The organism is Moraxella sp. HMSC061H09 (genome assembly GCF_001809255.1).
GTDB classification, from domain to species: Bacteria; Pseudomonadota; Gammaproteobacteria; order Pseudomonadales; family Moraxellaceae; genus Moraxella; species Moraxella catarrhalis.
Window position 1 is genome coordinate 1 of record NZ_KV796831.1, and the last position, 11132, is coordinate 11132.

Genomic DNA, 11132 nt, shown 5'->3' on the forward strand with positions numbered 1-11132 from the left:
AGGGCGGTCAATCCCATGACTAAGATTATCGCCAACAGTTGTAGGTTCGTTTGGTGATCGCTGATAGAGTTTGATATTAAACGCTCGCTTTCTCTCAATTTCTGCTGTAAGGATTGTTCTAGTGTCGTCAATTCGTTTTGTACGATTTGTTCGGTAGTTTTGGCTCGCTCGTTTTCTGCTGAATAGTCTTGGCTAAATCTGAAATTGTCTGCATAAATTTCCCCTTTTGGGCGGATATTTCGCCCATTTTCGTTGGTTGGGTCTTTGATACTGATTGAGTTAGGGGTAATTCTCGCCACAGATAGCCCTAAATCGCTCTGTATGGCGCTTAAAACGCCTTGACGGTCTTATTACCCTACCTTGTCCCATTTCGTTCATCAGATAGCCTGTAATCGCTTTCTGTAACGCCTTTTTGTCTTTGGGTAGGTTGTATTGGTCGTTAGTGGTTGGCGATTGGCTGGGTCGTTAGGGTCAGTCAAATCATATTTGACATTGGTATGGTCTTTGAATGCGTTTACCCGCTTTCTGTCCACACTGTCAAAATAAGGGTTTAATGCCTTACCTGTGGTCAATTCAATCTTTGGAATGACAAAATTAAGCTCTAAACGCCCTTTGTCTTTATGCTCAACCCAACAGATATTATATTGGTCTTGTTCTAGACCACACAAAAGGGCTTTTTCAAAGTCCGCCATGATTTCTTTTTTGGTTTTGTCTTCTAGGTCTTTTTCTTCAAACGATAGTACGCCTACGGTATATTTGTGCTTAAAGTTCAGGCTGTCGGCTAATTGCTGTGTTAGCTTAGGGTCGCCTTGCAGTACTTTGGCATGTTCTCTGTTGCCATGTTTACCTAACAAATAGTTCATGGTTGCCAAACAAGTTCCGTTCCCTTTGTTAGGTAAAAACTTAACAATCACTGGTTATGCTCCAAAAGTTTGTCCAGTTGTTCCCTAATGGTGGCTAATTCTGCGGTTAATCTCAAAAGGTTGATAATATCGCCTCTTGCTTGCTCGGTGTTGGCAATGCGTACGATTTGGTTAAGATTACCCCCAATTTTAGCCAGTTGCCGAAGTAGTTCAGGGTCTGCTGTTTTAATTGGCTTTTTCTTTGGGGTTTTGGTTTCTAAGCAAGTATTTCTAATCCAAGTTGCAAGCTCTGCCCCTATTTTTTTGTCCAGTAAAATCTGATGTTCTTGGTCGGTCAATCTGATTTTGACTTCTTTGGTGCGTTTGGGCGATTTCATTGTTAAAAATTCCAATATTGCAAAAGTAATGACAATGCACGCCTATTGTCATATTTTAAAATTTTAGTGTAATGTGCGTGCAATGCGTTACTTTTTTCTTTTGTCTTTTAACTGGGGGTTTGGGGGAATTTCCCCTTACAGGCTTTTAAGTACCTAAAGGGTGCTTAAAGTATGATTTCCCTTTATATCTTTTGTTAATTTTACTATGGCGATCTGTTGAAAAGACAAAAGAAAGAGGATTTTAGTTTAAATTTGAAAATTTTTAATTTTTTAAAAAAAGAAGAATTTCGGTATTGTTTAATTGTATAAATAATATTGTAATATTGTCGGACACCTCAAAGCCTTATGTAGCAATGGATACAGAGCCTAAAAGTGTAGAAGTCTACCACTTCAAATGTAGAACTACATAAAAAGAGATTTACACTATAAAAAAAGTAGTGTTAAAATGAACCAAATTTTATTTTTTAGGGCTAATCATGGAGCGTCTTTTTACTGAAAAAGTAGATAAATCTTTAAGTGTGATAAAACGGTGTGATGCTTACTATGACTTCAATGCTACTTCACGGCTAGCGCAGGAACAACGAACAGATATAGCCCTAAATTCTGACAGATACCATTCAAATGTGATTATTGGCACTAAGCCAAAGCACGGCAATTATGCTAAAATGAAACTCCATATCAAACTAGTGGATAGAGTAGGTTACAGCGAAGAGGGGTCATTTGTCTATTTTCGATTTAGCGATGATGTGATGTATTTGATTGATAATAGTGAGATTGATTACACAGCTTATCCTTACGATAAAACCATAGACATGAATATTACACCCATGAAGCGAATGTATGAAATGGCTTGTAAGTGGGCAAAAGTTGGTACTTGCAAAAAAAGCGTGGACGATTGGCGGCATTTTTTTGGTTTGGTAGATAAGTATGAAAAAATCGCTGAATTTAAAAGATGGGTTATTGAACCTGCGATTAAGGGGTAAATAAACAAGGCGAATTTGAATTAACCCTTGAACAACAAAAACTAGGCAAAACAATCACACACTTAATCGTAAAAATCAAAGATAAAAGACCCAATCAAGCACAAATTGAAAGCAAAGATAAAGACCCCAACATCCCAAGCATTTTACATGGTTTGACCGACAAAGAACTTGCTATCGTCCACCAAAAAGTCGCTGACTATATCGTCCATTTGGAGAGTAAGGGCGAATTAGTGAACGATTTTCATAGAAAAAACATTGAGCAAAAAGCCATTGCCGACCGTTGGGGGCTTGATGAACATTATGAGCAGTTGCAAAAAGCCGAAAATGAACGCCTAGCACGCAAGGAGCAAGCGGAGCGTGAAAAAAGCCAAACTAGCAGAGCAAGCAGAAAAACAACGCCAAGAAGCTGAAAACGCTGAATTCATCGCTTATTTTGAGAGGTTACCCCAAGATGAACAAACTCGGATTATTGATGAAGTTCAAAAACTGATTAACCCTGTTATGCAGTCAATTTTTGATAAAGATACGGTAGGTAACACCGCCTACAAAAATCCGATGGTAAGACATTATTTTAGGCAAGTTATGGGGGTGTAGTAGGCTTGACTACCTTAAATTTCTCTCATATAATTATTCCTTTAATTCAAGAAAAGGAAGATTGATGCGCGAATTATCTTTAAGTGAGATTGGTATGGTAAGTGGTGGAGCAGGAGCTGTTGTTGAAGGTGTAGTAATGGGTACAGGTTTGGTGCAGTTGCTAGGGGGCAAATATTGCCGTAACAGGAGCAAAAAAAAATCATGTCTGACATCTCCACAAATTCTGTGAGAGCAGCAATGGGTACTGGTGCTCTAGCAGGTAGTATTAATGGTTTTACCCAAGCGGCTGTAAAAATATCTCAAGACAAAGCTGGCACAAACTACCAATAAATCCAATTCAAATCAGATAAAAATATAATGAATCAAACGGTTTTTATTTTAATTTCAGCTGTTGTATTTGGCTTGATTTTTTATACCACCTGCACATCCATAGAAAAAATGTTTAATTTTGAAAACCACAATTTTAGAGCTTATATGTGTTTAGTATGTATGGGGTGTATTGTGGCTTCATTTTATCTTTATGAAAATGGTTGGCATTGGTTTATGTTATTTTCTAAATAATACAGATATGAGTAAGAATTTCAATAAGAATGTTTGCTAGGGTCTATTGAGGGCTTACGCCTACCCCCTAGTATTAAGCGAAAAGCCCGCCTTATGGTGGGTTTTTCTTTATCTGCAATATGATAAATCAAAAATTTTAGCAAATACAAAACTTGTAGGGGTAACTAGAAAATCAACGCCCAAAATCCCAATTTTTATCCCCTTATCTAGGGCTTTTGTTATTCCGTGTTGTCAAATTGCCTTTATTTGAATATAATGATAAGAATTTTTATAAAATGTTTTAATTTAATTTAATAGTGATGTATTATATGCACATAGATCTTGGTATGTCATCTCAAGATTTTAGGCAGCAAGTGCTATACCAAGCACCCAAAGTATTCAAGGGCGCAGTCAAAGATTTGAATATTACTTGGAAGCAAATCAACGAATTATATCAGCGAGCCAATCCCACAGATGAGCTTTTTCGCCTTAGAAAGGGTGAAATCGTACCCATTTCTGAGTATGTAGAAAGCTTTGATGACATGGGGCGTACTCGCTATCGTTTTATTAAATCTGCCATTTATCATCATATGAAGCATGGTGCAACCATTGTTTATAATCGCATTAACAATGAACCTTTTGTAGACGGTTTGGCAAAACAAATTTCCCATTTTGTACAAGCGCCAACCGTTGTAAGTGGCTACTTGGCGTTTGGTAGTGATGCTTCTTTTAAAAGCCATTGGGATACTCGCGATGTGTTTGCAGTGCAACTGATGGGCAAAAAATACTGGGCGTTATACAAACCCAATTTTGAGAGCCCGTTATATATGCAACAGTCCAAAGATGTGGATGTACCAGAGCCAACTATACCTGATATGGAGATTGTATTGGAAGCTGGTGATGTGCTATATATCCCACGTGGGTGGTGGCACAATCCTGTTCCAATGGGTTGCAAGACATTCCATTTAGCGATAGGAACATTTGCCCCAACAGGCTATGACTATATGCAGTGGCTAGTCAAGCAAACACCAAACATCCTACCCTTAAGATACAATTTGTCTGACTGGGAAAGTGACAAAGATAATATTATACAAGCTTGCAATGAATTGTCTGCCATCATGACAGACCCTGTGGTTTATGATAAATTCATGCAAGAACATATGGCGAACTATCGCAGCGACAGTGCTTTTAATATGCAGTTGTTTGGTAATGCCAATGCTGACGCAAATGACATTCCTGATGATGCGTTAATTATCTCTAACATTGTAGATGGCAGAACACTTGAAAAAGGCTATGTCATTGCCAATGGCTTAAAGATTAATATCAATGACGATAGTCAATATTTACTTAAGCAAATTATGCAATATGAGCCAATTAGTTTGTGCAATCTTTTGCAGGTAACCGATAACAGTATATCCAATGATGTTAGGTTGGCAATAGCCAAAATGGCTGAGTTGGATATTATTGAATTGGTACTTTAAGTTGTTTTTTATTCACAGGAGTTTATTATGTTTGAACTAAGCATTGAACAAATTAAGATGGTCTCTGGTGGTGGGTCGGATAGTTCAGGGAACAATTATGGGGATAGTGGTAGCAATAAAACAAATAGCAACTTTTCTTGGGGTCAGGGTATAGGAGGGGCAGTTGGAACTATTGCTGGAGCTTATACTGGACCAGCTGCACCTTGGGCGTCTCCAGCTTTGGGTTTGGTAGGGGCTTATGTGGGGCATAAAATAGTAAATATTGACTATCATCAGTTGGGTGAAAATTATAAAAATTCTGTAGATAGGCAGTTGCAAAATGGGCTATTTCATAATGACTAATCATTTAATATTTTGGTATAAAAAACCATAGCTGTGGTCATAATTTTTTAATTCAGGAAATGCTATGAATTTCAGAAATTATTCTTTTAAAAATATTTTTATATCAGCTATTATTTCTTGTATTTGTATGTATGTGATTTATTGTATATTTTTGCAAAATATAAGCATACCTATATTCATTAATTTTTTTGCACAGTATTTATTGTTTTGCATCTTGATTTTATCTTTAAATAAAATTAGTTATTTTAAAAAATAAAGTAAATTAATATTATTAATTTAATACTTAATTTACCTTTGTTAATAGGAGCAACTTTATGTTTGAATTAAGTATTGAACAAATCAAGATGGTCTCTGGTGGTGCAACAGATCAGTCTGGGAATAATTATGGGGATAGCGGTAATCAGTCTTTGGGATTACCAAAAACAGATTTATCAAAACCGCCTGGTTGGGGCGCTCTAATAGGAGGTATTGCTGGACAAAGGCTTGGTGGAACAAAAGGTATGGAAGTTGGTACAGTTATTGGACATTCTGTAGAAAATTTTGATTGGAAATGGTATCGTAAATATAGAAAAATTGCTGAACCTTACGAATTAGAGTATTCTGGAGGACTACCTTAAATGAAAAAATTATTAAAAAATATTGTTAGTGATTGCGGATGGGTTTCATTCACAGTAGGCTTCTTGATATATATGTTTATTAAATATTTATTTGATTTATCAAATACAAGTTCATGGTTATTGTTTATATTTATAATGATTATTTCTTCTAAGATATCAAAAAAAATGATTAAGACTAAGTCGCAATCTCGCTAATTTTTTTAGAATATTTTAAATTAAGCATAAATCAAGAAATTAAAATCGGCAGCTATCACACGGATTAATATTATAGACAAAAAGATGACAATTATTACTTTAGAAATGTCAGATTTAAATTCTTTTATTTTATCTGTATTGATAACAGAATATGGTAATGGTTGTGGCTCCGCAATAGCGAAACCAAAAATTTTAAGTTATTGGTGCAGCAACAGGCACTGCTATAGCGATGCGACTTGGGCTTGGCCCAGTAGGCACAGCAGTTTTAGCGATTGGCGGAACATACATAGGCAATGATATAGAGAATAGCCCTATTATCAAAGAAGCCATGCAAATGTACCAAAAAACCCAAGAAGTAAATCGTCAGATGGGAATAATTTTACCATAATTAAAAAAAGAGTTTTATATGCAGATAAAAAGTTATGGCTTAAGGCTAATTATTGGTATAGTAGGTCCAGGTGTGACTATTTTGATTTTGCAAAAAATTACCAATTTTGACTCTTATTTGTATTGGTTTATATATGGGATAATGGTTGGTATGGGTATAATGTATATCAGAGAACGCACAAATTGACCAGTAGGTAAATACATGTATGAACACTATGAAGCCATCATGATAATAATATCTATCACTGGCTGTATAAAAAAATATGATAATCAAGACAAATCAGACAATAACTACAGTGATTGATTACTTATGTCTAGTCTATTCCGCCCTGAAGCCCTATCCGCCCAAAAAATAGATTGGGCGGGTAAGGTTGTGATAGTAACGCCGATTAGCTTTGCTTTTTTGACGTTTTGTGCGTTTATGGCAGGGCTTGTACTAATGATATTTTTGGTATGGGGCGAGTACACCAAACGCAGCACAGTCAAAGGTCAGCTGATTCCTGACAAAGGATTGGTGCAAGTCTATACCACAACAGCAGGAGTTATTATAGAAAAATATGTATCAGAAGGTCAGGCGGTTAAGGCAGGAGATATGCTATATAAAATCTCTACTACTCGTCATACCGATGCAGGTAATGTACAAAGTATTATAGATAAAGAGCTCACCTTTAAAAGACAGCTGATAGAACATGAAATCACTCGCACCAAGCAAGCTCAAGCTGCCGAAAAAAGAAATATTGCAAATACTATAGAGCGTCTACAAGTAGACATGGATAAACTACAAGCTCAAATAGAGCTACAAACCCATCAAGTTGCCATTGCCAAAGAGACTTTAACACGATATGAATTTGCTATGCAAAGTGAGGCTGTATCTAAGCAAGAACTAGAATCACAAACAATGGCATACAATACACAGTTAAATAGTCTGACCGCCCTTGAGCGAGAAAAGGAGATGATTGCTAAGCAAATCAAAGAGCAAACCATCGCCTTATCCCGTCTAGAACATGAACATAGAACAACACTTCTACAATATGAACGCACATTGTCTGACAACAAAAGCGATAGCATCCAAAACCAAGCCAACGATACTTTGATTATCAAAGCCCAAGTAGATGGTGTGGCAAGTGTCGCTCATGCCGATGTGGGGCAATTTGTGGATAGTAGTCAGTCACTTGTAAGCATCCTACCTAATGACAGCTATTTGATTGCAGTGATGTATGTACCGAGTCGTGCTATTGGTTTTGTTAAGACGGATGATGAAGTATTGCTTCGCTATGTAGCGTATCCTTATCAGAAATTTGGACATGCCAAGGGGCGTATTATCTCTGTTGCCAAAACTGCTCATGCAGGACAAAATTTACCCACCATTGGCACAGTATCAGCCACTGAACAAATCGCCAATGAACCGATGTATGTCATCAAAGCATATTTAGATAAGCAAACCATAACAGCCTACGGCAAAGAACTACCCCTAGCAGTTGGCATGACCTTGGAGGGTGATGTCATGCATGAAACACGCAAATTATATGAATGGGTGCTTGAACCGCTATATAGTCTCACAGGTAAAATTTAAATCAATCAATTTGTCATAGGTGCAATTGCACCTTTTTTGTTGTCAAAGTTTTTATGGACAATCTTAACCATGGATTTTTTAAAGAATATTAATTTTGGTTTATCAGCCAAACTGCCCGTTATTTTACAAACCGAATCTGCTGAATGTGGTCTAGCCTGTCTTGCTATGATAGCTCATTATCATGGGTATCTTACTGATTTATGGAGTTTGCGCCAAAAATATCCTATTTCTCAAAAAGGTGCAACTTTGCACACGCTTATTAAGATTGCTGGGCAAATGAAGCTTAGTACGCGCCCTTTAAGGCTGAAACTGAATGAGCTTAATCAGCTGCGTACGCCGTGTATTCTGCATTGGGATATGAATCACTTTGTGGTATTAAAATCTGTATCCAAAACTAAAATTACCATCTTAGACCCAAGTGCTGGACAAAGACTAATGACACTTCAAGAGGCATCAGATCATTTTACAGGAATAGCCCTAGAGGTATGGGCGGATAGTGATTTTGAGAAAAAAGAAGATAAGGCCAATATTCGTTTATCCAAACTGATTGGTGAGATAAAAGGACTTTACAAATCCTTAGGTCAGATATTGATTTTAGCATTAGTATTAGAAGTATTTGCACTAACCAGCCCATTTTTTATGCAGTGGGTGATTGATCATGCCATTGTGTCGGCTGACAAGGATTTATTAACCACGCTTGTTATCGGTTTTGGTATATTAATGCTCTTAACACAACTGACAAGCTTGCTTCAGTCATGGATAAGTATGTATATTTCTACTACACTCAACATCCAATGGAAAGCTAACGTTTTTCATCATTTAACACATCTGCCCAGCCAGTTTTTTCAAAAAAGGCATTTGGGCGATATTATTTCTCGCTTTGGAGCAATTGATAGCATTCAGTCTACGCTGACCACAACTTTTTTAACCGTTGTCTTAGATAGTGTGATGACAGTATTTACACTTGTATTAATGTTCTTTTATAGCCCAACTCTGGCATGGATTGCAGTAGGTGCAATGATAATCTATGGACTCCTGCGCTTTCTCTGGTATACACCCCTAAAGCAAGCTACCGAAGAGCAAATTATACATGCAGCTAAGCAGAGTACGCATTTTATGGAGACTATGCGCGGTATTCGTGCTATTAAACGTTTTAATAAGGAAGATATAAGAAAGAGTACATGGCTTACCTTATTTGTTAATACCATCAATGCAGGACTTTATACCCAAAAATTAGGGCTTATGTTTGGATTTATTAATGGTATCATCTTTGGTTTTGAAAATCTCATTATTATTTATTTAGGTGCAAACTTAGTCATTGATGGTACTTTTACAGTTGGCATTTTAATGGCATTTATCGCCTATAAAAACCAGTTTGGTGGACGAGTGAGCAATCTAATAGATAAATTTATTGAAGTAAAAATGTTAAACTTGCATGGTGAAAGGTTAGCAGATATTGTTTTAGAAAAAACAGAAAAAAATGACTATCTATCCCCAATAGAGCCAAAAGATAAACTGGTGTATGATATACAAGTAAACAATCTATCCTTTGCTTATAATGATGACGAACCCTACATTATTGACAATTTAAGTTTTCACATCAAAGATAAAGAATCGGTAGCCATCGTTGGGGCAACAGGTTGTGGAAAGAGTACACTGATGAGCTTACTTATGGGTGAACTTACGCCCAAATCAGGTGACATTAAAATTGCAGGAAAAATCCATCACAGTATGGCAGAATTAAATGCTCGTGGCATTATTGCTAGCGTCAACCAAGACGATACGCTATTTGCCGGTTCTTTAATTGAAAATATTAGCTTTTTTGATGATAAGATAGACAATGAATGGGTGGAACAATGTGCCATTATGGCTGGGATTCATGATGAAATCATGTCAATGCCTATGGGCTATCAGACGCTTGTCGGTGATATGGGTAATATACTATCAGGCGGTCAAAAGCAACGTATTTTTATTGCTCGTGCCCTATATCGTAGACCAAAAATTTTATTTTTAGATGAAGCAACAAGTCATTTGGATGTTAAAAAAGAGTATCAGATTAATGAAATGATTAAATCACTAGGTATCACACGAGTAATGATAGCACACAGGCCTGAAACGATTAAGAGCGCTGATTGGGTACTGAACCTTGGTTAATAAATTATTCAATATATACTAATTACCAATTCTAACATAAAGTTATAAAAATTTAATTAATAACATATGTTGACAGGTACTATTTAATGTACTAAGATTTTACTATGAAATATAAAAAGTTACCCATTGCCTTGGCTTGTAATGGCAACGTTTCTATATTAAATAAGGAATATATTATGCGTGAATTATTATTAGATGAAGTTAGATCAATAAGTGGCGGCAGTCGTTGGTCAGTCAATGGCATAGGTGCAATTAATCCTAATAGATTGTCATATGGTAGTTTTAATATTGGTTATAATGTTAACAACCAAGGGATTAGTGCATCAGCAAATATAAATGTAGCTCGTATTGATGGGAAAACTCATTGGGGAGATAGAGGGATTATGGTTGGAGTTACTAAAAAATGGTAAAGACAATAGGTTTAGCATGGATATTTATTTGTTTAGCAATAGTGGGATGTTCTACCAATCCTGTTCAAAAAAATAATGTAGATCGTTATGAATTGTATAACCCTAATTGTGCACGTTTTGCACAACATATACCCATACCCGATCGGTTAAATAGTGCAGACTATCAAGAAAGAATGGATATCTCCAATTTATGCAAAAATAGTAGCGCAGCTCAATAATAGCAAATCCGAGCACTTTAACAACTTGAATAAGCTTAACTAAGCGATGATGAAGATTGTTTGTGACTAAACGTAATTGATATAACAAAATCACTTAAATGGTTTAATAACCTACCGCCCAAACCCAAAACTCTTGCCCATGTCTAGGATTTTTTGTTGGTTTGCAATAAGCTCATTAGCCTGTTGTTCTCGTTGTTTAATTTGGCGTTCTGTGTCGTCAATCTGTCTATTAGCCTCTGCAATTGCTTGTTCTGATTGGTCAAAGAGTGATTGACTGTGGTTAATTTCTGTATCTGCTCGCTCTGTTTGGTGTTTGTCTCGGTAAGCTCGTTTAATTGCTGTTCTAGTTCGGTTAGCAAGGTGTCATAGTCGTTCATAAAGCTGTTGTGTATTGGTGA

The 11132-nt window shown here is 36.4% G+C and carries 14 protein-coding genes; 10 read left to right on the forward strand and 4 right to left on the reverse strand.

The window, feature by feature from the left end; genetic code table 11:
• The 3 genes from HMPREF2573_RS00425 to mobC form a co-directional block, all read right to left on the reverse strand.
• On the reverse strand, positions 1-299 hold a 299-nt coding region (locus HMPREF2573_RS00425), incomplete at its 3' end, for an MbeB family mobilization protein (RefSeq protein WP_304439936.1).
• Between the two features lie 78 nt (positions 300-377).
• The gene (locus HMPREF2573_RS00430; RefSeq protein WP_070472144.1) at positions 378-863 is read right to left on the reverse strand and encodes a relaxase/mobilization nuclease domain-containing protein; all 486 of its coding nucleotides are present in this window, start codon (positions 861-863) and stop codon (positions 378-380) included.
• Between the two features lie 47 nt (positions 864-910).
• Positions 911-1240 (reverse strand): plasmid mobilization protein, encoded by a 330-nt coding sequence (gene mobC, locus HMPREF2573_RS00435; protein ID WP_070472147.1) that lies wholly within the window; start codon positions 1238-1240, stop codon positions 911-913.
• A gap of 476 nt (positions 1241-1716) precedes the next feature.
• Between mobC and HMPREF2573_RS00440 the strand changes: the two genes are divergently transcribed.
• The 10 genes from HMPREF2573_RS00440 (at position 1717) to HMPREF2573_RS00485 (ending at position 10516) form a co-directional block, all read left to right on the forward strand.
• Positions 1717-2223, forward strand: coding sequence for a replication initiation protein (locus tag HMPREF2573_RS00440; RefSeq protein ID WP_070472150.1), 507 nt, complete (start codon positions 1717-1719; stop codon positions 2221-2223).
• Between the two features lie 152 nt (positions 2224-2375).
• Positions 2376-2633 (forward strand): hypothetical protein, encoded by a 258-nt coding sequence (locus tag HMPREF2573_RS09155; protein ID WP_126696546.1) that lies wholly within the window; start codon positions 2376-2378, stop codon positions 2631-2633.
• A complete protein-coding gene (locus HMPREF2573_RS00445) occupies positions 2581-2817 on the forward strand; it encodes a hypothetical protein (protein WP_070472154.1) in 237 nt (78 codons plus the stop codon). Before HMPREF2573_RS09155 ends, HMPREF2573_RS00445 begins: the two co-directional genes overlap by 53 nt.
• Before the next feature lie 201 nt (positions 2818-3018).
• On the forward strand, positions 3019-3147 hold the full coding sequence (locus tag HMPREF2573_RS09680; protein ID WP_003668881.1) for a hypothetical protein: 129 nt from the start codon (positions 3019-3021) through the stop codon (positions 3145-3147).
• Between the two features lie 539 nt (positions 3148-3686).
• Complete coding sequence (locus tag HMPREF2573_RS00455; protein WP_070472172.1) at positions 3687-4838, forward strand: JmjC domain-containing protein; 1152 nt, start codon at positions 3687-3689, stop codon at positions 4836-4838.
• A gap of 27 nt (positions 4839-4865) precedes the next feature.
• Positions 4866-5180 (forward strand): hypothetical protein, encoded by a 315-nt coding sequence (locus tag HMPREF2573_RS00460; RefSeq protein ID WP_070472156.1) that lies wholly within the window; start codon positions 4866-4868, stop codon positions 5178-5180.
• Between the two features lie 314 nt (positions 5181-5494).
• Complete coding sequence (locus HMPREF2573_RS00470; RefSeq protein ID WP_003668875.1) at positions 5495-5797, forward strand: hypothetical protein; 303 nt, start codon at positions 5495-5497, stop codon at positions 5795-5797.
• Positions 5798-6689: 892 nt separating this feature from the next.
• Positions 6690-7952: an HlyD family secretion protein gene (locus HMPREF2573_RS00475; protein WP_012514676.1), complete on the forward strand. Its 1263-nt coding sequence runs from the start codon at positions 6690-6692 to the stop codon at positions 7950-7952.
• A gap of 69 nt (positions 7953-8021) precedes the next feature.
• Positions 8022-10106 (forward strand): peptidase domain-containing ABC transporter, encoded by a 2085-nt coding sequence (locus HMPREF2573_RS00480; protein ID WP_070472163.1) that lies wholly within the window; start codon positions 8022-8024, stop codon positions 10104-10106.
• 104 nt (positions 10107-10210) lie between these two features.
• The gene (locus HMPREF2573_RS00485; RefSeq protein WP_070472166.1) at positions 10211-10516 is read left to right on the forward strand and encodes a hypothetical protein; all 306 of its coding nucleotides are present in this window, start codon (positions 10211-10213) and stop codon (positions 10514-10516) included.
• A gap of 361 nt (positions 10517-10877) precedes the next feature.
• Here the strand turns inward: HMPREF2573_RS00485 and HMPREF2573_RS09395 are convergent.
• The coding region (locus tag HMPREF2573_RS09395; protein WP_210383681.1) for a hypothetical protein at positions 10878-11132 on the reverse strand (255 nt) is incomplete at its 5' end.

Coding starts and splice junctions, on each gene's coding strand:
- HMPREF2573_RS00430 (WP_070472144.1), bottom strand. CDS start 863: ATGAACTATTTGTTAGGTAAACATGGCAACAGAGAACATGCCAAAGTA.
- mobC (WP_070472147.1), bottom strand. CDS start 1,240: ATGAAATCGCCCAAACGCACCAAAGAAGTCAAAATCAGATTGACCGAC.
- HMPREF2573_RS00440 (WP_070472150.1), top strand. CDS start 1,717: ATGGAGCGTCTTTTTACTGAAAAAGTAGATAAATCTTTAAGTGTGATA.
- HMPREF2573_RS09680 (WP_003668881.1), top strand. CDS start 3,019: ATGTCTGACATCTCCACAAATTCTGTGAGAGCAGCAATGGGTACTGGT.
- HMPREF2573_RS00455 (WP_070472172.1), top strand. CDS start 3,687: ATGCACATAGATCTTGGTATGTCATCTCAAGATTTTAGGCAGCAAGTG.
- HMPREF2573_RS00460 (WP_070472156.1), top strand. CDS start 4,866: ATGTTTGAACTAAGCATTGAACAAATTAAGATGGTCTCTGGTGGTGGG.
- HMPREF2573_RS00470 (WP_003668875.1), top strand. CDS start 5,495: ATGTTTGAATTAAGTATTGAACAAATCAAGATGGTCTCTGGTGGTGCA.
- HMPREF2573_RS00475 (WP_012514676.1), top strand. CDS start 6,690: ATGTCTAGTCTATTCCGCCCTGAAGCCCTATCCGCCCAAAAAATAGAT.
- HMPREF2573_RS00480 (WP_070472163.1), top strand. CDS start 8,022: ATGGATTTTTTAAAGAATATTAATTTTGGTTTATCAGCCAAACTGCCC.
- HMPREF2573_RS00485 (WP_070472166.1), top strand. CDS start 10,211: ATGAAATATAAAAAGTTACCCATTGCCTTGGCTTGTAATGGCAACGTT.